Raw genomic sequence first — 23959 nt, 5'->3', positions numbered from 1 at the left:
AATGAATATTTCGAGTATCTTTGTCTTCGTCTAAATAAAAAAGTGATAAATGGATAATAAAAGACCTCTTATTTTGATAACCAATGATGATGGTTACAGAGCTAAAGGGATAAATGTATTAATAAACAGTGTAAAAGGTTTAGGTGAAGTTCTAGTAGTAGCACCAGATGGACCCAGATCCGGTATGTCAAGTGCGATATCAGCACTACAACCCTTGCGTATACATTTAGAAAAAGAAGAAACTGATCTAAAAATATATAGCTGTACAGGTACTCCGGTAGATTGTGTAAAGCTAGGTATAAGCCAACTTGCCAGCCGGAAACCTGATATTGTTATTTCCGGAATAAACCATGGTTCTAATGCGGCAGTAGCGGTAATTTATTCAGGGACTATGGGAGCAGCTCTAGAAGGAGCAATTTTTAAAATACCGTCGATAGGGTTTTCTTTGTTAGATCATAGTGCCCAAGCTGATTTTACATACTCTCAGGAATATACCAGATTAATAACAGAACAGGTTTTGCAAGAGGGACTTCCTATAGGTACATGTCTGAACGTAAATATTCCTAAAGGTGACGATTTAAAAGGAATCAAAATTTGTAGACAAACTTCAGGACAATGGGTGGAAGAGTTTATGCCTTCGAAAGATGGTGTAAATAAGCAAGTATTTTGGTTGACAGGACGTTTTCATAACGATGAACCCTTTGATGAAGCTACAGATGAATGGGCTTTGTCGCAAGGGTATGTGTCGGTAGTACCAGTGAAAATAGATATGACAAACTATGATCATATCAATAAAATGAAAAGCTGGGAAAATTTAAAATAAATAAATATGAAATATTTTCTAGTTGCAGGAGAAGCCTCAGGTGATTTGCATGGATCGAATCTGATGGCTGCATTGAAAAAACAAGATGCATATGCAGAATTTTGCTTCTTGGGGGGAGATTTAATGCAGGCACAAGGGGGGAGATTGGTAAAACATTATAGAGAAATGGCCTTTATGGGATTTATTCCTGTATTGTTGAACCTGAAAACAATTCTTCGCAATATGAAAATGTGTCAGGAAGAAATCATTAAATTTCAACCTGATGTTCTTATACTTATCGATTATCCTGGATTCAATCTGAAGGTCGCAAAATATATCAAAACGCATACTGATATTCCGGTCTATTATTATATTTCACCAAAAGTGTGGGCGTGGAAAGAATATAGAGTGAAATCTTTCAAGAAGTATGTAGATGTAATGCTATCAATCTTACCATTCGAGGTTGATTTTTACAAAAAACATAATTATAAGATTGACTATGTGGGTAACCCCGTAGTTGATGCTGTTGCTAACTTTGAAGAACAACATAAAGAAGATACAAAAGAGACTTTTGTAAATGATAATGAGTTGGAAAATAAACCCATTATAGCATTGTTGGCAGGTAGCCGTCGGCAGGAAATAAAAGATAATCTTCCTGCGATGTTAGATGTAGTAAAAGATTTTCCCGACTATCAACCGATTGTAGCTGGTGCTCCGGCATTAGAGCTAGAGTATTATCAAAAATACATGGGAGATAGTAACTGTAAAATTGTTTTTGGGCAGACTTATCGTCTCCTTAAATATGCTGATGCAGCTTTAGTAACATCTGGAACGGCAACATTGGAAACAGCCTTGTTCTGTATTCCTCAGGTAGTTTGTTACAAAACGCCAATACCGAGGATAGTTTATTGGGCTTTTAAGAATATTCTACATACCAAATATATTTCTTTAGTAAACCTTATTGCAGACAAAACGGTTGTACAGGAGTTGTTTGCTAAATTCTTTTCTGTAGAAAATATAAAAGAAGAAGTAAATAAGCTTCTATATGATGAGGAGTATAAGAATAATATGCTTTCAGAATATGACCGTATTATTGATATATTGGGTGATTCCGGAGCTTCTGATCGAGCGGCAAATGTTATTATAGAAAAATTATCATCTAGATAAAACAAAGGATGAAATAATAAATTCTTATTGATATATTAGAAATGTGTTGAATATCAGATGAAAGAAATAATATATCTAAAAGGAGATGCTACAGCACCTCAAGTATTGGGTAATAAAATCATAGCTCATATTTGTAACGATATTGGAGGGTGGGGGAAAGGTTTTGTACTTGCTATATCAAAACGATGGAAAGAACCTGAAAAAGCTTATAGAGAATGGTATGTAGACAGAGTTGAAAATGACTTTAGGTTAGGTGAGGTGCAATTAGTTCTTGTCGAGAGACACATATATGTGGCTAATATGATTGCACAAAGAGGTATTAAGGTTGGACGAAGTGCAGGAGTTCCTATTCGTTACGAAGCTGTAGAAAGTTGCTTAGAGAAACTAGCCGAAGAAGCTACAAAGGTAGAAGCTAGTGTTCATATGCCTCGTATTGGTTGTGGTTTAGCTGGAGGTAAATGGGAGAAAATAGAACCTATAATAAAGAATACACTGTTAAAAAATGATATAGATGTCTATATTTATGATTTATAATAAATTGAGATCGGTTGTGTATTGTGGTAAAGTTTAAATTATAAGCAGAAAAGGTCACGATTTTATCAGACTGTCTCTTAATCTTCGATATCGAGGAATAAAGGGATGTTTTTTTTGTCTGTTAGTGGCAAACACTAATCAGTATTTATACTCTTGTCTGTTGTAGTTGAATATAAAGGATTTACTCCTTTATATCCACGTCAAAGTTCCTTTCGGATTTTACAACCCAAAAGACTGTATTGGTCTTGTTATATGGGTGCTTCTAAAAAGATCTTCCTTCAATATGATGTGGAAATCATAATTTATAAAAAATAAACAGTAGCAAGATTAATCTTACTACTGTTCAATAAATAATATATTTTGTTTTATATACTATAGAGCTTATTTAGGTCTAGTTCTCTTTGGATTACCCGCATTTTGATGCGCCGCAGTTTGTACATTTCATACATCCTTCTTGGTAAACTAATGTTTCTAAATTACAAACCGGACATTTTTGACCTTTAGCCTCTGTGTCAGATGGAAGATATTTCTTCAAGGCCCTTTCTACCCCGTTCTTCCAAGTATTGATTGTTTCACTATTCAATTCTAAGCCTTGAACTAGTTTTACAACCTGATCGATAGGCATACCATAGCGCAACACTCCGGATATAAGTTTAGCATAGTTCCAGAACTCTGGGTCGAATTTGCCATTCAGACCTTCAATTGTTGTTTTGTAGCCTCTCTTATTTTTGAATTGGAAGTCATATGAACGTTGACCTTCATCGTTCAGGGTTTTGATGATCTTTCCGTGATTTGTATTCTTCGGAAGCATCAATCCTTCTTCATCATCGGCCAAACCCGTAAATATTTCGTACGGACGACCATTGTGCAGACCAATGAAAGCGATCCATTTTTCTTTATTATTCTGGAATTTGATAACATCAGCATCTAGTTCGCGAGGACGTTCTAATAAGATCTCAGGACGTTCGTAGCATTCGCCACAGTCTTCATCTTTCTTCTTGTCATCGTTGGCAATAAGCACACCTGCACGCGAACCATCGCGATATACAGTACAGCCCTTACATCCGCTCTTCCATGCTTCTACGTAAAGCTTGTTTACTAAGTCTTCAGAAGCATCAGATGGAAGGTTAATTGTCACGCTGATAGAGTGGTCAACCCACTTTTGGATACGCCCTTGCATTCTTACTTTCTCCATCCAGTCAACATCGTTAGATGTGGCTTTATAATACGGAGACTCTGCTACTAATGCATCGATTTCTTCGTTTGTATATTTTTTTGCTGTCGGATAACCTTTACTTTCCATCCAAGTGACAAACTTATGATGGAACACAACATATTCCTCCCATGAATCACCGTTCTCGTCAATAAAGTCTACACGTACTTCCTTGTCGTTAGGATTTACCTTACGGCGACGTTTGTAAACAGGCAAGAACACTGGTTCAATACCCGATGTAGACTGTGTCATCAAGCTAGTAGTTCCAGTAGGGGCAACTGTTAAGCATGCGATATTACGACGACCGTATTTTTCCATCTCTTTATATAACTCAGGATCTTCTTTCGCTAAACGGTTGATAAATGGATTATTTTTTTCTCTATTTATGTCAAATATTTCAAAAGCACCACGCTCTTTTGCTAATTCTACCGACGAGCGATACGCTGCTAAAGCTAGTGTACGGTGAACTTCTTCTGCAAATGCTGTTGCATCTTCAGAGCCATAACGGAGTCCCATAGCTGCAATCATATCACCTTCGGCTGTGATGCCTACACCTGTACGACGACCTTGAAGTGTTTTTGTGCGGATTTTTTCCCAAAGATGTCTTTCCGGCCATTTTACTTCTTCTGTTTCCGGGTCAGCGTTGATCTTTTCTAGTATCTTATCAATCTTTTCTGTTTCAAGATCAATAATGTCATCCATAATGCGTTGAGCCAATGCTACATGTTTTTTGAATAACTCAAAATCAAAATAAGCATCTTCTTTGAATGGATTAACTACATAAGAGTATAAATTAATAGCTAACAGACGGCAACTATCATAAGGGCACAATGGTATTTCGCCACAAGGGTTAGTAGATATTGTTTTGAACCCAAGATCAGCATAACAGTCAGGCACAGACTCTCTGATAATAGTATCCCAGAATAGCACTCCCGGTTCAGCAGAACGCCATGCATTGTGAACAATTTTTTCCCAAAGCTCACCCGCATTAATGTCTTTTACTGTTGTAGGTTTCTTTGAGTCTATAGGATATTGTTGTGTATATTGAGTTTCGTTTACCACAGCTTCCATAAAAGCATCATCTATTCTAACAGATACGTTTGCCCCTGTTACTTTCCCTTCTTCCATTTTTGCATCGATAAACGATTCAGAATCCGGATGCTTGATTGATACACTCAGCATTAAGGCTCCACGACGGCCATCCTGAGCTACTTCGCGAGTAGAATCAGAGTAACGTTCCATAAAAGGTACTAATCCTGTAGAGGTCAATGCTGAGTTCTTAACAGGTGATCCTTTTGGACGAATATGAGACAAGTCATGTCCAACACCTCCACGGCGCTTCATTAATTGAACCTGCTCTTCGTCAACACGAATAATTGCCCCATAGGAGTCAGAAGGTCCATCAAGACCTATTACAAAACAGTTTGATAGAGAGGCTATTTGAAAATTATTTCCTATACCTGTCATCGGGCTGCCTTGTGGTACAATATATTTGAAATGATCGAACAGGTCATAAAGTTCCTTGCTCGTCAATCCATTTTTATACTTGGCTTCTATACGCCCAATCTCATTTGCTAAACGCCAGTGCATGTCTTCGGGAGAATGTTCGTATATATTCCCCATAGCATCTTTAAGTGCGTACTTATTTACCCACACTTTCGCAGCCAGCTCATCTCCGTTGAAGTACTCTAATGCGGCATTAAATGCCTCATCAAAAGTGTATACTTTTTGTGCCATTTATTAATATTATTTTTTGATACTTTACAACAGTAAAGAGTGTATTTTGGTTCTCTTTTGCAATGTTACGGAATATGATACAATGCGCCAAATTTTACAACAAATATTTATTAACAAAATAAAAAGTTTTCCATTTTGAAAATTAGATTGCTGATCTCTAGGTGTTTGTGTTTTTTGAAATGTAAAAAAGTTTTCCATTTTGATTTTTACTATCAACTTTTGGATAATCAAATAGTTAACGATATGGGGCGGATAAAGCAAAAAAATAATCAGAGAAATACCATTAAAGTATCTCTCTGATTACTATTATTTAGAAATATTTTCTGTCGAATTATTCGGCTCCTACCAGTTCTGGATCGATCATTACACGTCCACAATATTCGCAAACAATAATTTTTTTACCGATCTTAATATCCATTTGTTTTTGCGGTGGTATTTTATTAAAGCAACCTCCACAAGCACCGCGCTCAATCATTACAACAGCCAATCCATTGCGCGCACTTTTACGAATACGTTTGAAAGCGGTTAATAAACGAGGTTCAACGTCTGCTTCAATAGTCTTCACTTCTTCACGAAGTTGTTCTTCTTGCTGCTTAGTTTCAGAAACAATGCTGTCCAGCTCTTCTTTCTTTTGAGCTAGATCTTCTTTTCGCTCTCCAATAAAAGCCTTACTTTTCTGAATTTCTTCAGCTAGAGCTTTTGACTCTATTGTAAACTCTTTAACTTTTTTCTCGGATAATTCGATCTCTAAAGTTTCAAATTCAATTTCTTTACTTAAGTGGTCGAATTCACGGTTATTTCTTACATTATCAAGTTGCTCTTTGTATTTTTCTATCTTAAGAGCACTATCTTTTGCTTTTTGTTTTTGATTGGAAATAGCGACTTCAGTTTCTTTCAGTTCAGCTTCGTACTTTTTTATACGAGTATCAAGACCAATAATTTCATCTTCTAAGTCTGCTACTTCTAAAGGTAGTTCGCCACGGAGAGTTTTGATCTCATCTATTTCAGATAGCTTTTGTTGCAAATGATAAAGCGTACGTAATTTATCTTCTACTGCAACTTCTTTTTCTTCTTGTTGTTTTCTTGCCATAAGAATCAATATTTATATTGTTTTTAATAATTCATATAAAAAAATGCAGTAATCCGATATGTAAAATATCTTCTTACTACATCTTTTGTAATGGGTAGGAGTAGATCACTACCTGATTACAAATAGTTTACAGGATTTACGTCAAATCCTGACATATATACCGCAAAGTTAGGATATTTTTCTGAAATAATATCAAAGAATATATTTTTTGTGAAAATTTCAGATTCATAATGCCCTACAACTGCGAGCAATAACTTATCCTCCACATCGTAATAATCATTATACTTCGCCTCTCCTGTAACAAAAACATCTGCTCCGTAAGATATTGCTTTAGGAATGAGAAAGGCTCCGCTTCCGCTACATATAGCCACATCTCGAATTATTGCACCTCTGACAGTTGAATGTTGTATCATTTTAAGATTAAAAGTATCTTTCAACAGATACAAGAAATCTTCTTCATCCATTTCTTCCGGCAGTGTACCCACAATTCCGCTCCCAGCTTGTTTCCAGGCATTTTCCAAAGCATAAAAATCATATGCCGGCTCTTCGTATGGATGAACTGCAAGTAAGGCTCGCTCTATTTCCGATTGTTTGTAAGAAGGGACTATGACTTCGATACGAGTTTCCGGCTCGTAATGTAATTCGCCTTTTTCACCCACAAAAGGGTTTGTATTTTGCTGAGCTCTGAAAGTTCCTTCTCCTCGGAGATTGTAACTACATGAATCATAATTTCCAATATTTCCTGCGCCAGCATTAAATAAGGCATTTCGGACTAGATCTACATGAGAATGCGGAACAAAGACTACTAATTTAAGCAATTTATTCTTCTGCGGATCAAGAATTCTTACATGTTGTAAATTCAACTTCTTTGCAAGGTATTGATTTATGCCTTCCGATGCATTATCCAGATTCGTATGAGCTGCATATACTACAATGTCATGTTTACATGCTTTGATCATACAACGCTCCACATAGTTTTTTCCCGTTAAGGATTTAAAACTGCGGAAAGCTAAAGGGTGGTGGGATATAATTAGATTGCACCCCAAACTTATTGCTTCATCAACAACAGCTTCGGTTACGTCAATGCAGACAATAGCTCCTTTTGCCTCTTGATAAACGTCTCCAATCTGGACTCCGCTATTATCAAAGCTTTCCTGCAAAGAAATCGGAGCAATCTGTTCTATGGTATGTAAAATTTCTTTTATTTTCATAGCGCTAAGTAATATCTTATTCTACTCAAAGATAAAATATAATAAAGAAATAGAGAAGTGATAAAATAAAAAAAAGCAGCCATTCAAGACTGCTTCATTTATATTAATCGAACATTTTTCTAAAATGAGCGAATATTTTGTCTTTTACAGATTTACTTGGTTGGAAGTTCGGTGAATTTTCTAAACCAGTCAGAGTTTCTTTTTCACTATCACTCAAGCTTTCTGGAATATAAACACTTATGTTTACGAGTAGATCCCCTGTTCCATAACGATTTATACTTGGTAACCCTTTGTTCTTTAATCTCAGAACTTTGCCGGGCTGAGTGCCTGGTTCTATTGTTACTTTTGCTTTCCCATCGATAGTAGGAACTACTACGCTTCCGCCCAGAGCCGCAGTTGAAACGCTTAACAATAGATTATAAACAACGTCATTATCATCTCTGAATAGTTCTGGGTGTGGTTCTTCTTCAATGAGGATAAGTAAATCTCCATTTATGCCTCCATGACGTGCTGCATTTCCTTTTCCGCTCATCGACAACTGCATGCCTTCTGCTACTCCGGCAGGGATATTAATTGTTATCACCTCTTCTTCACGAACAATACCTTCGCCTGAGCAATGAGAACATTTTTTAGTAATCGTCTTGCCTTCTCCGTTACATGTAGGACAAGTTGATTGAGACTGCATTTGTCCTAAAATAGTGTTCACTACGCGAGTAACAACTCCAGAGCCTTTGCAAGTAGAACAAGTCTCATAAGCTGTGCCGTTATCTGCTCCAGTTCCTTTACAGTGAGAACAAGCAACAAACTTATTGACTTTAATTTTCTTTTCTACTCCTGATGCAATGTCTTTGAGAGTCATTTTAACCTTTACCCGTAGATCGGATCCTCTATTAGTGCGAGGACCTCTCTGTCCGCCAAAGCCGCCAAATCCACCACCAAAGTGTCCGCCAAAGATATCGCCGAATTGAGAAAATATATCATCCATTGAGAAACCTCCAGCACTTCCTCCAAAGCCACCGGGTGCAGTATGTCCATATCTGTCGTATTTTGCACGCTTCTGCTCGTCACTCAATATCTCGTAAGCTTCCGCTGCCTCCTTGAATTTTTCCTCAGCCTCTTTGTCTCCAGGATTCTTATCCGGGTGATACTGGATTGCTTTTTTACGATAAGCCTTCTTTATTTCTTCGTAAGTTGCTGTTTTTGTTACCTCCAGCACTTCATAGTAATCTCGCTTAGTTGACATCTATTATCTTCCCTTATTTATTTTGCAACAATTACTTTAGGATAACGTATAACCTTATCTCCAAGCATATATCCTTTCTGAATGCTGTCTACAATTTTATCCTTATCTTCTTCGCTTTGAGCAGGAATAGTTGTAACAGCTTCGTGCTTGTCTGTATCGAAAGGTTGACCGATAGTTTCTATCTCAGTTACACCATGTTTAGTTAAGAAATTCACAAACTTAGTGTATATAAGATCAATACCTTCTTTTACTGCATCTATATCTTCTGTTTTTGAAATATTGTCTAATGCTCTTTCAAAATCGTCCACTACTGCAATAATATCAACTAATACCCTTTCGCTTCCAGATTTAAGCAAGTCTGCTTTTTCCTTCAGGGTTCTTTTACGATAGTTATCAAATTCAGCATTCAGACGCAAATATGAATCATTCAACTCATTATATTTAGCTTCCCAGTCAGTCACATTGTCACTTGCCTCTGTGTTATCCACTTCGGGAGACTGATCATTTGTCATATCTGTAGAATCTAACAGCTCTTCTTTATCAAAGCTATTCTCCATATTTTCTTTTTCCATATTGTAGTATTTTTCTTATTTACAGTTGATTAAATAGCAATACTGAAGAGTTACATTCGCTTTACTCCATTATTTGCCATTAAGCTTTACATATACAACAAAATGCTTGCCAAAATTACTGCAATTTTGGCAAGCATCGTATTTTTTAAGAACAGAAATGTCTTATTCAACAGTCAGATTTTGCTTTCCTCCCTTTAATGAATTTATCTTTCCATTCCATTTAAATTCTCCAGATACTCTTTCCGGCAAAGAAATCTCTGCCTTAATTCCATTTTTGCCAATTCTTTCAAGTTTTACCTTTATCTCTCCATCGGGGTGAGGCATTGAGGCTTCCACATTCTTCAAATCTCCTAGTGATGGTTCTATACTAACGTTTTTGAAATTCGGGCTGCTTGGGGTAATACCACAAATAATAGCAAAGTAATCATACAGCGGGCTCGCACTCCATGCATGACAATCAGAGCGGGCTGGTTCAGGCTTTTCTGCAAAGGTAGTCAAGCCTATGTTTATCATATCTCTCCAATACTGAAGTGAAGGATAATACATATCACCTAATCCGGCTTTCTTAAGAGCTTGAGTTAAATAGAAACGGAAATAGAAAGTTACAGGAATCAATGATGAATCATCAACAACTGTTTTCATTACACTTTGATGTTGACTTTCAGGTATTGCTCCACTAAGAAGAGCCAAGATACTTGAATGCTGGCTATATGTTTTCTTTTCGGGAGTATCGGCCATTGCATTTTTAGCTTTGTCAAAACACAAATTATAGGTGGCTTTGTTGATTTCGTCACACATAAGTTTATACTTTTCAGCTTCACAAGCTTTATCAAAGTACTCATATAGTTTAGACGCTTGGGTCAAAGTATAGGCTAATTGCATACTGATTACTGTAGAATTCCCATCTGTAGCTCCATGAGGAACTCCTCCAGGGAAGCCATCTGTATAATCAACAAAGTTCCACCATCTCATCGGGCCTAACATCCCTTTATCTTTATCTATCTTATCTTCGTACCATGAAAGGACGTTGTTAATTGCAGGTAAGAACTGACGTACAAATTGATCATCTTGTCTATACATCCAATAATCGTAAATCATCGATATCCAACACAAGGCATATGGTGGAATTACCTGAAAACGGCTACTCGGATAGCGCCCTTGTGTTAATCCTTCCGGTACTACTGAATTATAAAAGTCCAGGATAGCTTTACGCATCAGGCGATCGTCACCTGTTACATACAACGATATCAAGGCTTGAATACGTGTGTCTCCCGGATATTGCAATTGTTCATAATACGGACAATCGTAATAAGTTTCACCGGCACATAATCGAGCTGTACGCCAACCTACATCCCATATTTCTTTCAGAGATTTGTCATCAGACTTAAATGCGGCTTTTTGCTCAAAAGGGTAGCCTGTATAGAGGCCGTATAGATCTTCAATAATCAGGGGTTCGTCTTTAGTAGTTATATCTAACTGTACATATCTGTATGTACGAAGCCATAATGTGCTAAACATTCTATCATTTTCTCCATCAGGCAGGAAGATATCATAATTGCCTATAACAGAACGACCTTCGACCTCGTTTCGATTCCCTTTCTGCATTTTTTGATCTAACAAAGCTTCAGTATAACTCATTTTTACAGAGGCACCTTTTCCTCCGGATACCGATATATAAGGATATGCTGTTGTATTATGTTCTTGATCGATCAGAATGCTTACTGTCTTATTTGCCGGAATAGTCAACGGAGACTTACCTTCGAGCATAGCATTTGTTACTTTTACTCCTTCAGCTTTGCGGATGGTTTTCATTCTTTGCATGCTTTCTTCCATCAACGGAATATTACGAGGAGTAAGATTCCAGAGGTTATCGGTCCCTGCGCCATATGGAGTCGGTGCCGTAAAACTATTAGGTTTAAGCCATGCGCTATCATCATATTCTAAGGTTTCCCAACCCCAAGGATATACAGATCCGTCAATTTTATCGCCAGGACCTACCACCATGTAAGCTCTGAGGCGTGCGCCATTATCAGTAGAACATGGGGTGTATGCTTTGTTTTGAATTACTTTCCAAGAACTATTTGTATTAATTACATGTTCTTTATCTGTATTTCCTTGAATCACGAATGCAGTTTGGTTAGATATCTGAGCAACCGGGGCATGAACGCCCATATTCCATACTGAGGCAGCAATTATATTATCTCCGGTCTTGAGATATGGAGCAATATCAATTGTCTCAAAGTACCAATTTGCTATATCTCCCCTAGCAGGACCAAAACACACTGACTGTCCATTCACAAACAGTCGGTATCTGTTATCAGCCGAAATATGTATAACAAAACTATCTGGAGCGGTAGCTAATGTTATCTTTTTTCTAAAATTAAAAACTCCATAATCTTTCAGAGGAATATCCGGACAAGTAATCCATTGTGCATTCCAATGGCGCTTGAATAATTCCGGATTAATATCCTGTGCATTCACGATTCCCATAAACGAGACCAAAAATGCAACTAACAGTTGACATGCGTATTTATTCATAGTGATTAGAAATTAAAGAAATGAGTAATTGGGCTTTATACTAAAAACAAATATAGCCAATAAAATTATATTAAAAACATAGATTTTTAATTAACTTATAATTTTAGCTGCAAGGAGTGAACTTTTAGCTTTTTTTCATTGTTCAAGTTCTTAGATTCTGCTTTTAGAAGCACTCTATTTTGTATATTTGTATAATAAAATTTGCAACGAGATTATTCATAATACATCTTATATATGGACTTTTCATCACTATTAACTCCTATCAACATTACGCTTACTGTATTGATAGTCGCGGCCTTCTTCTTTATGAAAGGCAAAGTTCGATCTGATCTTGTAGCTGTATGTGCCTTGTTGGCCTTAGCCCTTTTTGGTATTTTAACGCCAGCAGAAGCTTTGGCTGGGTTTTCAAATTCAGTCGTGATCATGATGATAGGTCTGTTTGTCGTTGGGGCGGGAATCTTCCGTACAGGATTGGCGAAAATGATTAGCAGTAAAATAATACAAGCTGCAGGCGGAAATGAAAATAAATTATTCATTGCAGTTATGCTAGTTACTGCGTCCATAGGTGCATTTGTGAGCAATACGGGAACTGTTGCTGTTATGATGCCTATCATCGTAAGTATGGCAGCTAGTGCTAATATAGATTCACGGCGATACTTGATGCCATTGGCCTTTGCGAGTAGCATGGGAATGTTTACTCTGATAAGTACACCTCCCAATCTAGTTATCAACAATGCACTGATTGAGGCGGGATATGGAGCTTTGTCTTTCTTTTCATTTGCTCCTATAGGCTTTATCGCTTTGTCTGTAGGTATAGTTGTGCTATTTTTTCTAAGTAAGATGCTAGTCTCGAAGAAAGACGGTTCTTCAAGTACTAAGCAAAAAGGCAAAACGCTTAAAGAATTAGCGGAGGAATATAATCTATCACATCAGTCTTATAAAATAGAAGTTAAAGAAGGGTCATCTCCTTTGATAAACAAAAGCTTGGCAGACCTTCAGATTGCTACACTATATGGAGTAAGTATCATCAAAATAGTAAGGAAAGTAGGCAATTCCCGTTTTACAAAAAACTTTACAGAAGAAGTAGCCGGTCCTAAATCAATTATAAAGAAAGATGATATACTCTATTGTCAAGGCGAAAAAGAAAACATAGAACTCTTTACGGCTGAAAATAAATTACACATAGAAACAACAGACAAGCATTTTTCAGACTTCCAAGAATCTGGAATTGCAGAAATCTTTGTCATGCCAAATTCGAAACTAATCAACAGAACTATTTCTGAAATTCGTTTTAGGGAAGAGTACAATGTAAATGTGTTAGGTATTAAGAGACAAAAAGAATACCAAATGCATGACTTCACCGACACCAAACTTCACTCGGCTGACGCTCTATTAATACAAGGTACATGGAAAGACTTAGCAAACTTGGATGACAGACAAGACGATCTAGTACTTGTAGGACAACCTCTGAAAGAAGCAGCTAAAGTCACGTTGGATCAAAAAGCCCCAATAGCTGCAGCAGTTATGATATTGATGGTAATTGCAATGGTTTTTGAAATTGTGCCATCTGTAATTGCAATCATGATAGCTGCCGTATTAATGGTTATTACAGGATGCCTTAGAAATGTAGAAGAGGCATATAGCAGTATCAACTGGGAAAGTGTCGTTCTTATTGGAGCAATGCTTCCAATGGCTACTGCTTTTCAAAATACGGGAGTAGATACATTGATCTCAGGAGGATTAGTTGATCAATTGGGAGATATGGGACCATATGCTCTTCTTGCCGGTGTTTATTTCTGTACATCATTACTAACAATGTTCCTAAGCAATACAGCAACTGCGGTATTATTCACCCCGATCGCATTAAAAGCCGCAATAGGGATGAGTGTAAGTCCTTATCCTTTCTTATTCGCTGTAGCAGTAGCCGCAGGAATGTGTTTTGCTTCACCATTCTCAACACCTCCAAATGCGTTGGTGATGAGTGCCGGACGTTATAGTTTTATGGATTATATAAAGGTAGGCTTGCCTCTACAAATTATTATGGGAATTGTAATGATTATTGCACTCCCTCTATTATTCCCATTCTAAGGATTAAAATACAGGTTCAAGAAGTTTTACTATTTTAGATAAATATTGAGCATCTATTTCATCAAAGTGATTTAGATGCTCACTGTCTATATCTAAGACAGCGATCACTTCATCTTTATAAAAAAGAGGTAATACAATCTCTGATTGCGATGCTGTATCACAAGCTATATGTCCCGGGAACAGATTAACATCTTCGACAATCACGATCCGTTTTTCTTTCCATGCAGTACCACAAACACCCTTTCCATACTTAATACGAGTACAGGCAATGGTTCCTTGAAAAGGACCTAACACAAGTTCTTCTTTTTTGACAATATAAAACCCTACCCAGAAAAAGTTGAAGACCATTTTTAATGCTGCTGATATATTAGCATAGTTAGCAATAGTATCCTCCTCCCCTGACACAAGGGATTCTAGCTGAGGTATCAATGATTTATATTTATCTTCTTTCGATAAACGATGTTCTACAAGAAGTGAATGAGACATAGTTAGAATATTAATCTACAAATTTATTTCTTCAGATGACCAAATAGGCTCTCTTCCACTATGCAACAAATAATATGTCCTATAAGTATATGAGATTCTTGTATGCGTGGAGTCTCCATCGAAGGGACTTTGATACAGAGATCACAGAGATCTGCTGTTTTACCTCCAGAGGTTCCTGTCAGAATTATGGATTTTATCCCTTTTTCTTTACATGCAGATAATGCTTCTACGATATTTGTTGAATTTCCTGATGTTGTTATACCTATAAAAATATCACCTTTTTGACCTTGTGCTTGTACCTGACGAGAAAAAAGACGCTCGAAACCATAATCATTTCCTATTGCCGTCACTATTGAGGTATCTGTAGACAATGCTATAGAAGGAATTCCCGGACGATCGAAGTAGAAACGGCTTACAAACTCTCCGGCAATATGCTGAGCATCTGCTGCACTACCTCCATTACCGGCTAATAACGTTTTAAAACCTGACTGATAAGCTTCAGTAACCATAAGGGCTGCTTTCTCTATATCAGCCAACAATGACTGAGAGGAAAGAATAGATTCCTTTACAGAAATAGATTCTTTTATCTGATCTAGTATTATTTTAGATGTATTCATAAATCTTTTTTTACAAATTTAGTTTTTTATTATAAATATCTATATTATTTATTCCTCAGAAGTAGTTTTAATTCAATTTATTAATAAATACACCCCTGAGTTTTACGCAAATCTGGTTTTCGGGATGAGAAAAATAATTAAGTTATCACTATATTTGCATTATGGAAAAATCAATATTTCAATATTTAGAATTTTTACTTCCTATACACAATTGTGTTATTATACCTGAATTTGGAGGTTTTATCATCAACATGAAGCCATCTAAATTTGATACGGATAGTAATATCAATCAACCAGAGTATAGTATTGTATTCAATCCTGAATTGAAACATGACGATGGTCTGATCGCTTCTTATATTGTTAAAAACAAGGGAGTATCATACAACACCGCTAGTAAGGAAATAAGATCTTTCGTAAAAGAACTAGTAGCTCGTTTAAAATCCGGAGAAATAGTTCTTTGTGGAAATATTGGATGCTTATCACATGATCAGTCTGGCAATACAATATTCTCTGCCAATAATCAGTTTATCCATCCTGATTATTATGGATTGGAACCGCTTAAGTTAAGGCAACTGAATTCTATACCAAGAAAGATTATTGCCACAAACAAGAAAAGCTATATAAGGCACACTATTGGTGGTGTAGCGGCAGCTGTAGCAGCGCTTCTTCTTTTTGTTGGTCCTAGCATCAACATAAAAGATCAAACAGGGAATGTTCAACAAGCTGATTTCTTGTCATCAATTACGACCTCTTTAGTCAGCTCTGATATTAAGAAAAAGTTAGATCAAGTAATAAATATTGACAGTACTCAGAACGAAATAGAAAAACCACTTGAGTCAGTCAAACCGATTTCGACTAGAACTTATTATATTATTATAGGAGGAGAAGAAGACGAAACGAGAGCAAATAGACTTTTAGATAAAATACATGCATCTGATTTTCCGGGAGCATCTATCATTAAATCGCAAGACAGATATCGTATCTACATATCATCTTTTGAAGATAAGAAAGAGGCAGAATCTTTTCTCGATTCTTTCAGAAAAGAGCATCCTAAATATGATTCAGCTTGGTTATTCTCTAAAAGAAATAATTAGTAAGACAAAATACATCAGAAAATAAATATAAGGGGCAAACTGTAAAGTTTGCCCCTTATGTGTATTTAGAACCTGTCTCCAATTTTTTATAATGGAGTAACTGTTACATTTCTGAATTGAATATCAGTACCCTCACTTTGAAGTCCAATGTATCCTTCTTTTACAGTATTAGTTCCTTTGTTTTGTAGAACTCCGTTTATATAGACAGTTATTATACCATCCTTACATTCTATTTCGGCAGTGTTCCATTCTCCTGCGGGTTTTTCACTTGATTCTTCTTGCTTTGTTACTACAGGGAAGTCTGGACGAGGTTGCCCTTCCGGACTTTTAAATTCAGCAAGGTTAGATCCTCCTAATAGAACAAAGTCTCCTGCAATACCAGCTTTTAACTGACATTCGATACCATTCGGGAATGGGTTTTTAGTATCTTCGATCAGAACAAAAATACCACTATTCGACTCTACTCCGTTAGGCCAGCTCCATTCTGCATGAAGTTTAAAGTTACTATACTTTTTATTTGTGTACATATATCCAAGTTGTCCGGTAATATGTATTACTCCGTCGCGAACAGTATAAACATCAGCAGGGTTAAGAGCTGTATCTTGCAGAACAAAATTCCAATTCGACAAGTCCTTCCCGTTGAATAATTCTTCTGCCTCAACTTTAACTTCGGCTTTTGATTCAGCTTCGGCCTTTGGCTTACCCGAGCAATTAAACAATAAAGCTACAGTAAGAATAAGAGTTAGTGTACTAATCGTTTTTCTCATAAATATTTATTTTAAAAAGTTACTAATTTTGTCAAAGGTATAACGAAATTGTTTATCCACCTCATCTTCAATCTTAGATAAGGCAGGAAAAGGATCTTCGTGTATATATTTGTAAGGGTAATCCAATACTTCAATATTTACAAGAATGTCTCTTCTCGAGCCTTGCAGTGTATTCATCACTTCGTAAGGAGGAACGACCTCGTCTTTTGCCAAAGTTACTGCATAAAACTGATGGCTCATCTCTCTAAAACGTTTTTCTCTTTCCAGGGTCAGTGTCCTGTAATTTAGCATACTTCTAAAGTTATTGCCTTCAGGATCGGTATGCATATAATGTCGAAGTACTTCATCTCGCTTCATATGACTTTCCAAGTGCTCTACTACAAATGAATATAGACTGACATTGGCCTCGCTGTCGAGGATGAATTTAGAAACAGGTGATAAACGGTTGAATATAGCTCCCCCACAGAATGTAGCATATTTAGATTCAGAAAAATAATTATTTTTATTGCTCATCATAAGTATCTCTCCTAGGAATGTCCCGATCGAATAAGAAAAGAAATCTATACTCGCATCTTTGTCTATAGCAGGATGTAAATCAGCTTTGATATGTTCTACAAAATCAATCACATCATAGTATGTTTGAAGTCCCGACCAGATGAACCGTTGAGGCTTATTGTGCAAACGAGTACTGATGGCTACATTCGAAAGACTGGAGCAAAGTATATCCGGATGACGTTCCTTGCGCTGTTCACTTACACGATACATTTCGCGAGTGTCACTCCATGCTGCAGGCGCTCTGTTCATATGAAATGCGATAGGAAACATAACAATTGATTTGCCTGTTTTTTCAAGGATGTATTTTGCCCACGGAAGATATTTGTACCAAGTCTTTTCGTTGAATCCGTGAAATAAGAAGATAATGCCTTTAGATTTTATTTCTTTTTTAGGCATCATCATATGATAGCGGAACTTTATGTTTTCCGGAATCTCAGCATCCTTCTTGTTCAGCATTTCCTGAATAACATCAGGTTCGTAATCTTCGGGGATACCTGGGATGTATTCGTAATCATCGTTATTTCCCAAACCTCCGGGAAGTATAAAACGATAGTTAGACTCGAACGTGAAATTGCGAATTACCGTTTCGTCGTCTATTTCAATTTCATTGTCGTTATAATTTACAATTTTCTTTAAATGATTGAAGAGGTCAATGTATTTCATCTTTTAAATCTATCTGTTATGTTAGACATTTATGGTTGCTATTGTTAATTGATCAGTACTTGATGCCCTATTCTGCAAAATAAGCATTTCTTGAGCTCGCAATATTCTCGTTGCAACTGAATAATCGCCTGAGAATCGGCTGCACTATTGAGCGGGAGATGGTATTTCGAAAAACGTTTCGTTATGCTGTTCCTCTCTGGTTTTAGCTGTTCTAGAAAAGAAAGGGCTCTTTCGCAAAGAGCATCATTATTGATACTTTTACCATAAATAAACAATATTGGTATTACTGTATTTATTAGTATAATATCAAGAGATGCATCTCCTAAATATTTTGATTTCCTTTCCGATTTTAGACCAAAAGAATAATGAGTTTGCCAATATTCAGAAGCATTAACGTGAAACATTAATCTCATACGTCCTAAGTCTCCACAAGAAATAATCTTTGAAAATAGACCATGTGTATTATATAAAAGGGCAGCCAGTTGTGCTATCCTTATCTGAGGGAAAGCGGTAGGGCGGCTTCTTAAATTCTTAAACACATATGAATCTAACGGGATGAGTTCATATTTATTATTTAGAAACTCATATTCTTTTTTGAGTAGAGTAAAATAATCATCACCGCTATCTATCTTATCTAGCATTCCCGATTGCCCGAACAAGAGAGCCTCTATCTGAACTAGGTTATCTCCTTGTTTCTGTATATATCTTAAAGGTAAGCTAAGTGCCAATCTTTCGAATGAATCAGAATTTAATCCAAATCCAAAATTACGGGATAAGAGCACGTAGAAAACTTCTTCCCACGAGTTATTGAATCTGGAAAGCAGATCTTCTATATGATTAGACTTCCGTTCAAGACGTTCTATCAGCAGATTGTTCATCCATGCATTGAGATGAAAAGAAGGCATAGTCCCAATATAGTTGCAACAAGGAATATCTGTATTTGAATGTAATAGGAATTGGTAATTCTCTTCTATATTAGGAGGGTATGTTATCTCACATTGTAAAACATTTTGTCCGGCTTGATTGATAATATTGGTGTTGATCTTTTCTACAACATGCAGTATAACCGAATTATAATTTTCGTCAGTATGATGATTATGCTTCACCCAATCCGAAGAAGTTTTATGAATTTCTATATTACCAGCCCATATTTTATCTCCAATTCGGATTTTGGCATTAAAGAAGTCCGGACCTTCATTCGTATTATGCAGTCCTACGTCTATTACTTCTATTTCTTGTCCATCAGAGCTTTTGAGATTCTTCTGAAAAAGTCTGAATTTCCATATATAGTGCAATAGTTCTTCCATAGTAGTTAGTATTTGGTATCGTTTTTTAGGCGTTTCAGTCCAACCCAGTTATACCCATTTTCTTCATAAGGAAACTGGCATTCATATTTTGAGCAACACCTTCTCTGATTTTATAAGTAAAAGAAAGATGTTCATCTTTTATGTCAGCTTCGAATCTGTAATTTTTAATAGCATCAGGAAATTCTTTTTCCAGATTTCCTAATATTAGGTCATGCGTGGCAATAATACCATTGCCGTTTAAAGATACTAATTGTTTCATTAAAGCGATAGACCCTTTCTGTTTATCCTCCGAATTTGTTCCTTTTAGTATTTCGTCAAGTATAATAAAAAGAGGTTCTCCCGATTGTAAACGATCGATAATCATTTTCAATCGCTTCAGTTCGGCGAAGAAGTATGACTCATTATCGGTGAGAGAATCTGATGTTCTGAGATTAGTCACCAGTTTGAATGGATAGAAAGTAAGAGAATTGGCACAAACCGGCGCTCCCGAGCAGGCCAGAACTAGGTTTAGACCTATGGTTCTGAGGTAAGTGCTTTTCCCTGCCATATTGGCTCCGGTAACTACTAGAAAGAAAGGATGCTTTTCTATATCAACATCATTTCGAACGCATATATCTCTATTTAACAAAGGATGTCCGAGTTCTTTTCCCTCCAGCATATAGGTATCGGCTACCTGAGGAAATGTATAATCGGGATGGTTGTAACTGAATAAAGCAAATGAAACGAGGCTATCGAATCGAGCCAATGAACTAAACCATTCTTTTACGTTATTTTCATATGTGTCAATCCATTTCTCTATCTTAATTGCATAGGCGACATTCCAGAATAATATAGGATTCAAAACCAATAACCCAAGCACATTAGATGACTGATCTAAATTGTTGCTATGTGATTTTAGTTTATGTATCGCAACTGATGCGGAAGTCGGTTCTGTTACTCTTTGTTGTAATTCTTTTAAAAGATGGGAGGAGAATGTTTCTGTCTCGATGATTTTGAATAGTCGGGAATAAGTCTGTAAAGTATCTAATCTTTTGTTGAATAAACCTATTTTTAGATTAATGTCTTTTAGAGGAACTAGACTCAATAGAAAAAGGAATGCCCAACATCCTCCAATCGTAGAGCTCGGAACAATTTGAAATATAGATAGAAGCACTATAATCGCAAATAATGTGGGAGCAATGTATACTAAATACCTCCACGAACTATCGGATAGTAGTTTTGTCTCTTTGAACTGTTGCGAAAACTCATGGATATCCAGATCTCCGGTATCTGTCATTTGTCCTACAGCTCTGAAATGATGTAATAGTTCCGGTTTAGAAGCCAATTCTTGTATTGCTTCTTGTTGTTTTATTATTTCATCTTTAGCTTCAAAAGGATAGAGTAGAGTATTCGCCAATTTGTTCTTGCCCGAGAAGGTTACGGTTCTGTTGATCGATTGAAAGAATGAATGATCTCCGAACAAATCAAGGTCCATGCTGTAGCTGTGATCTCCGTCTGACATTTCCGGAGCTCCATCGAAAGCGGAGAAATCATAGTCCAAAGCTTTCAGTTCATTCTCAGCGTTTAAAATAAGAATTTCACAATATCTTTTTTTGAAGAATAATTTGTTATGATATTTCATCAGAAAAAGGAAAAATACAATCGATATTCCTATAATAGGAACAACTATTTCTGCATTTCCCCACAATAAATAACATAAAAGAATAGAACCTAAAACTATCAGTAGGCGGACTGTTCCTACTTGAAAGATGGTTTTCTTTATTTGAGCAAGCTTTTTGCTTTCTAGTGCGATAAGATTATTGTATGTTTTTTTTACTTCTTTTAGTGTCATATTCAAATTAAAATAATTCATGTAATACATCTAAGGATTTGAGAGTAGGAAAATCATATAGATGTATGCGGTAATACTCCAGTATTTTATTGATAATATTCACTCTATCCTGCCTGGAGAATACGAAGTGATGCATGTTTTCGAAAGAGATACGAGCCAGTAAAGAAAGCGCCTTGCTATCGTACCTATTCAGAAAATGTCGATGAAGAGGCTGATAGGTAACAAACTCCCCATTCATCATGTCGAATAGCGAATTCTCCCTGTATTCTTCTAAGTTAGGATAAAAACCGAGGAAATGACTTAACTTAAGCATGAAGACAAGATGATAGTTTGCAATACTTTTATCTGTCATTTCAAGTACCTGTACCGACTGTTCCAAGAAATAGAAAAGATGGTTACTTTCGTCTGCATCTCTCAGCACTCTGGTAAGAAATTCGGAAAGGAAGAAAGCCATCGATGTTTTCCCAAGGTTGCACGAAATATCGTACAAGTGAACTTCGGGGTGAGCTTCTCTTATTCGCTGAATATCTCTCGATGCTTGATGTTCTACTTCGAGGTTGAGTATAGCCAGCGGAGAAAATAAAGATTTGGGTACTTTCACATTTTTACCTTTTGCCTTTGATACCATATAGGTAACCCGCCCAAATGATTCGGTGAAAATCTGGACAAGAATATACTTATCGTTATAGTTTATGGTATTTAAAACTAACCCTCTTGTTTTATGAAGCACGTCGATAAATTTAGTGTAAGCAAAAATACAAATACAAAATTTAAAACAATAGCTATTACAGAATAAATGGCTAACTTCGTCTCTGAATTATAAAATAGAGTGAAAAGCAACTAACTATAATTATTATTTATGAGCAAAAAGATTAAAAATATTCTCTTCGATTTTGGAGGTGTGATTGTTAGCCTAAACAAGCAAAATGCATTAGATCGATTTACTGAAATAGGTTTCCCTAATATCGAAAAGTACTTGAATGAATTTCGTCAGGAAGGTATTTTCTTAGAGTATGAAGAAGGAAAGATCGGGCCAGAAGAATTTTACAAAGAGTTCCGTCGATTAGCCGGAAATGAGAATATTTCATCTGAAGATATTGACTCTGGTTGGTTGGCTTTTCTGACAGGTATCCCTGAATATAAATTTCAACTTTTGAAAGATTTGCGAAAAAAATATAATGTATACCTGTTAAGTAATACTAACCCGTCAGTTATGAAGTGGGCGTATTCAAAAGACTTTTCACCAGAGGGATTACCGATAGATGCTTTTTTTGACAAGTGCTATCTTTCTTTCCAGATAGGTTGTGCTAAACCAGATCCGGAAATATATCATTATATACTTAAAGATTCTGGAATGGATCCTGCTGAAACTCTTTTTTTAGATGATGGAAAAGCGAATGTGGAAATGGGAGCAGAACTTGGTTTTCAGGTTTATCAGGCAGATCAGAATGAAGATTTGCGTAAAGTATTTGTAGATAAAGGTCTATTGGAAAAATAAAAACCTATGCAGCTTATAAAACAGAACGACCAGTTAGACAAACAACCTGTAGTTGCGACTATTGGTTTTTTCGATGGGGTACACTTAGGACATCGTTACTTGATAAAGCAAGTGAATGATAAAGCTTCAAGTCTAAACTTACGTTCTGCTGTAATAACTTTTCCTATTCACCCAAGAAAAGTCTTGCATAAAGATTATCAGCCTGCACTGCTTTGTGGTTTCGATGAAAAGATAGAAAGACTAGCTTCTACAGATATAGATTATTGTATTTGTCTCGATTTTACAATAGAAATATCTAAGATGTCAGCCTATCAGTTTATGAAAGAAATCTTAAAGGATAGATTTAATGTAAACACTTTGGTGATCGGTTATGATCATCGCTTTGGACACAACAGAGAAGATGGTTTTGCTGATTATAAGCGTTATGGTGAAGAACTGGGAATAAATGTAGTTGAAGCTAAAGAATTACCAAGTGAGGATCATGTCAGCTCTTCTCATATACGTAGATTGCTAGGAGAGGGAAATGTAACAAAAGCAGCAGAGTTGTTGTCATACAACTATACTATTTCGGGTAAAATTGTCGAAGGTTTTAAGGTCGGACGTACAATTGGTTTCCCTACTGCTAATATCGAGGTTTGGGAAACGTACAAAGTTATTCCCTCATTCGGAGTCTATGCCGTTTATGTTCATGTGGAAGGGAACAGATATGAAGGTATGCTGTATATAGGTAAAAGACCAACATTGCACAACGGAGATAATATAAGTATTGAAGTGAATCTTTTTGACTTTGATGGAGATTTGTATAATAAAGAGTTGACAGCCGAATTCTTAGAGTTTATGCGTCCAGATGTTAAGTTCTCAGATCTGGAGACATTGAAAGAACAGATAAGAAAAGACAAGGAAAATGTTGTCGCTTATTTGAAAGACTTGTAATAAAAGAAGCATT

At 36.3% G+C, this 23959-nt stretch carries 20 protein-coding genes; 7 read left to right on the top strand and 13 right to left on the bottom strand.

The window, feature by feature from the left end; genetic code table 11:
- Positions 1-49: 49 nt before the first annotated feature.
- Genes surE through DHU68_RS09895 form a run of 3 tightly spaced genes read left to right on the top strand, consistent with a single transcriptional unit; the run spans position 50 to position 2503 of the window.
- Positions 50-823, top strand: a complete 774-nt coding sequence (surE, locus tag DHU68_RS09905) for a 5'/3'-nucleotidase SurE (RefSeq protein ID WP_108822826.1) — start codon at positions 50-52, stop codon at positions 821-823.
- A 6-nt stretch (positions 824-829) separates the two neighbouring features.
- Entirely contained in the window at positions 830-1969 is a 1140-nt protein-coding gene (gene lpxB / locus DHU68_RS09900; RefSeq protein WP_108822825.1) for a lipid-A-disaccharide synthase, read from the top strand.
- Between the two features lie 57 nt (positions 1970-2026).
- Complete coding sequence (locus DHU68_RS09895; protein ID WP_108822824.1) at positions 2027-2503, top strand: macro domain-containing protein; 477 nt, start codon at positions 2027-2029, stop codon at positions 2501-2503.
- A 406-nt stretch (positions 2504-2909) separates the two neighbouring features.
- Here the strand turns inward: DHU68_RS09895 and DHU68_RS09890 are convergent, their stop codons facing one another.
- The 6 genes from DHU68_RS09890 to DHU68_RS09865 form a co-directional block, all read right to left on the bottom strand.
- Entirely contained in the window at positions 2910-5453 is a 2544-nt protein-coding gene (locus DHU68_RS09890; RefSeq protein WP_108822823.1) for an adenosylcobalamin-dependent ribonucleoside-diphosphate reductase, read from the bottom strand.
- Positions 5454-5784: 331 nt separating this feature from the next.
- Positions 5785-6543, bottom strand: coding sequence for a zinc ribbon domain-containing protein (locus DHU68_RS09885; protein ID WP_108822822.1), 759 nt, complete (start codon positions 6541-6543; stop codon positions 5785-5787).
- Between the two features lie 116 nt (positions 6544-6659).
- On the bottom strand, positions 6660-7754 hold the full coding sequence (locus DHU68_RS09880) for a Nif3-like dinuclear metal center hexameric protein (RefSeq protein ID WP_108822821.1): 1095 nt from the start codon (positions 7752-7754) through the stop codon (positions 6660-6662).
- A 103-nt stretch (positions 7755-7857) separates the two neighbouring features.
- A complete protein-coding gene (dnaJ, locus tag DHU68_RS09875) occupies positions 7858-8997 on the bottom strand; it encodes a molecular chaperone DnaJ (protein WP_108822820.1) in 1140 nt (379 codons plus the stop codon).
- A 17-nt stretch (positions 8998-9014) separates the two neighbouring features.
- Positions 9015-9569 (bottom strand): nucleotide exchange factor GrpE, encoded by a 555-nt coding sequence (locus tag DHU68_RS09870; protein ID WP_108822819.1) that lies wholly within the window; start codon positions 9567-9569, stop codon positions 9015-9017.
- A 162-nt stretch (positions 9570-9731) separates the two neighbouring features.
- Positions 9732-12107 carry an alpha-L-rhamnosidase N-terminal domain-containing protein gene (locus tag DHU68_RS09865; protein ID WP_108822818.1) on the bottom strand — a complete coding sequence of 792 codons (2376 nt, stop codon included), beginning with the start codon at positions 12105-12107 and terminating at the stop codon, positions 9732-9734.
- Between the two features lie 261 nt (positions 12108-12368).
- Between DHU68_RS09865 and DHU68_RS09860 the strand changes: the two genes are divergently transcribed.
- A complete protein-coding gene (locus tag DHU68_RS09860; RefSeq protein WP_185117505.1) occupies positions 12369-14195 on the top strand; it encodes an SLC13 family permease in 1827 nt (608 codons plus the stop codon).
- A gap of 3 nt (positions 14196-14198) precedes the next feature.
- Here DHU68_RS09860 and DHU68_RS09855 read toward each other — a convergent pair whose 3' ends face one another.
- On the bottom strand, positions 14199-14681 hold the full coding sequence (locus tag DHU68_RS09855) for a GAF domain-containing protein (protein ID WP_108822816.1): 483 nt from the start codon (positions 14679-14681) through the stop codon (positions 14199-14201).
- A 23-nt stretch (positions 14682-14704) separates the two neighbouring features.
- Complete coding sequence (locus tag DHU68_RS09850; protein WP_108822815.1) at positions 14705-15298, bottom strand: SIS domain-containing protein; 594 nt, start codon at positions 15296-15298, stop codon at positions 14705-14707.
- A gap of 161 nt (positions 15299-15459) precedes the next feature.
- Between DHU68_RS09850 and DHU68_RS09845 the strand changes: the two genes are divergently transcribed.
- Entirely contained in the window at positions 15460-16392 is a 933-nt protein-coding gene (locus tag DHU68_RS09845) for an SPOR domain-containing protein (protein WP_108822814.1), read from the top strand.
- 86 nt (positions 16393-16478) lie between these two features.
- Here the strand turns inward: DHU68_RS09845 and DHU68_RS09840 are convergent, their stop codons facing one another.
- Genes DHU68_RS09840 through recO form a run of 5 tightly spaced genes read right to left on the bottom strand, consistent with a single transcriptional unit; the run spans position 16479 to position 22245 of the window.
- Positions 16479-17159, bottom strand: coding sequence for a DUF1080 domain-containing protein (locus DHU68_RS09840; RefSeq protein ID WP_108822813.1), 681 nt, complete (start codon positions 17157-17159; stop codon positions 16479-16481).
- A gap of 6 nt (positions 17160-17165) precedes the next feature.
- Positions 17166-18377, bottom strand: a complete 1212-nt coding sequence (locus tag DHU68_RS09835; protein WP_108822812.1) for a DUF6051 family protein — start codon at positions 18375-18377, stop codon at positions 17166-17168.
- 44 nt (positions 18378-18421) lie between these two features.
- Positions 18422-19684 carry a DUF2851 family protein gene (locus DHU68_RS09830; protein WP_108822811.1) on the bottom strand — a complete coding sequence of 421 codons (1263 nt, stop codon included), beginning with the start codon at positions 19682-19684 and terminating at the stop codon, positions 18422-18424.
- Between the two features lie 34 nt (positions 19685-19718).
- Positions 19719-21536 carry a MutS family DNA mismatch repair protein gene (locus tag DHU68_RS09825; protein ID WP_255412479.1) on the bottom strand — a complete coding sequence of 606 codons (1818 nt, stop codon included), beginning with the start codon at positions 21534-21536 and terminating at the stop codon, positions 19719-19721.
- Positions 21523-22245 carry a DNA repair protein RecO gene (gene recO / locus DHU68_RS09820; RefSeq protein ID WP_108822810.1) on the bottom strand — a complete coding sequence of 241 codons (723 nt, stop codon included), beginning with the start codon at positions 22243-22245 and terminating at the stop codon, positions 21523-21525. The genes DHU68_RS09825 and recO overlap by 14 nt, the downstream gene beginning before the upstream one ends.
- A gap of 129 nt (positions 22246-22374) precedes the next feature.
- On the opposite strand from recO, the gene DHU68_RS09815 reads away from it, so the two are divergent.
- Both DHU68_RS09815 and ribF read left to right on the top strand, forming a co-directional pair.
- Positions 22375-23013 carry an HAD family phosphatase gene (locus tag DHU68_RS09815; protein WP_108822809.1) on the top strand — a complete coding sequence of 213 codons (639 nt, stop codon included), beginning with the start codon at positions 22375-22377 and terminating at the stop codon, positions 23011-23013.
- Positions 23014-23019: 6 nt separating this feature from the next.
- Complete coding sequence (gene ribF, locus DHU68_RS09810) at positions 23020-23946, top strand: riboflavin biosynthesis protein RibF (protein ID WP_108822808.1); 927 nt, start codon at positions 23020-23022, stop codon at positions 23944-23946.
- Positions 23947-23959 lie beyond the last annotated feature (13 nt).

The organism is Dysgonomonas sp. Marseille-P4361, assembly GCF_900343125.1.
Classification (GTDB): Bacteria; Bacteroidota; Bacteroidia; order Bacteroidales; family Dysgonomonadaceae; genus Dysgonomonas.
The sequence above is the reverse complement of the archived record's forward strand: the minus strand, read 5'-3'. Positions and strand labels throughout refer to the sequence as shown.

Excerpts from the sequence above, each read along its gene's own strand:
- ribF (WP_108822808.1), top strand. The coding sequence starts at position 23,020 with ATGCAGCTTATAAAACAGAACGACCAGTTAGACAAACAACCTGTAGTT.
- DHU68_RS09880 (WP_108822821.1), bottom strand. The coding sequence starts at position 7,754 with ATGAAAATAAAAGAAATTTTACATACCATAGAACAGATTGCTCCGATT.
- surE (WP_108822826.1), top strand. The coding sequence starts at position 50 with ATGGATAATAAAAGACCTCTTATTTTGATAACCAATGATGATGGTTAC.
- DHU68_RS09850 (WP_108822815.1), bottom strand. The coding sequence starts at position 15,298 with ATGAATACATCTAAAATAATACTAGATCAGATAAAAGAATCTATTTCT.
- DHU68_RS09885 (WP_108822822.1), bottom strand. The coding sequence starts at position 6,543 with ATGGCAAGAAAACAACAAGAAGAAAAAGAAGTTGCAGTAGAAGATAAA.
- DHU68_RS09840 (WP_108822813.1), bottom strand. The coding sequence starts at position 17,159 with ATGAGAAAAACGATTAGTACACTAACTCTTATTCTTACTGTAGCTTTA.
- DHU68_RS09830 (WP_108822811.1), bottom strand. The coding sequence starts at position 19,684 with ATGGAAGAACTATTGCACTATATATGGAAATTCAGACTTTTTCAGAAG.
- DHU68_RS09865 (WP_108822818.1), bottom strand. The coding sequence starts at position 12,107 with ATGAATAAATACGCATGTCAACTGTTAGTTGCATTTTTGGTCTCGTTT.
- DHU68_RS09835 (WP_108822812.1), bottom strand. The coding sequence starts at position 18,377 with ATGAAATACATTGACCTCTTCAATCATTTAAAGAAAATTGTAAATTAT.
- DHU68_RS09845 (WP_108822814.1), top strand. The coding sequence starts at position 15,460 with ATGGAAAAATCAATATTTCAATATTTAGAATTTTTACTTCCTATACAC.
- DHU68_RS09890 (WP_108822823.1), bottom strand. The coding sequence starts at position 5,453 with ATGGCACAAAAAGTATACACTTTTGATGAGGCATTTAATGCCGCATTA.
- lpxB (WP_108822825.1), top strand. The coding sequence starts at position 830 with ATGAAATATTTTCTAGTTGCAGGAGAAGCCTCAGGTGATTTGCATGGA.
- DHU68_RS09895 (WP_108822824.1), top strand. The coding sequence starts at position 2,027 with ATGAAAGAAATAATATATCTAAAAGGAGATGCTACAGCACCTCAAGTA.
- dnaJ (WP_108822820.1), bottom strand. The coding sequence starts at position 8,997 with ATGTCAACTAAGCGAGATTACTATGAAGTGCTGGAGGTAACAAAAACA.
- DHU68_RS09815 (WP_108822809.1), top strand. The coding sequence starts at position 22,375 with ATGAGCAAAAAGATTAAAAATATTCTCTTCGATTTTGGAGGTGTGATT.
- DHU68_RS09855 (WP_108822816.1), bottom strand. The coding sequence starts at position 14,681 with ATGTCTCATTCACTTCTTGTAGAACATCGTTTATCGAAAGAAGATAAA.
- DHU68_RS09825 (WP_255412479.1), bottom strand. The coding sequence starts at position 21,536 with ATGAATTATTTTAATTTGAATATGACACTAAAAGAAGTAAAAAAAACA.
- DHU68_RS09870 (WP_108822819.1), bottom strand. The coding sequence starts at position 9,569 with ATGGAAAAAGAAAATATGGAGAATAGCTTTGATAAAGAAGAGCTGTTA.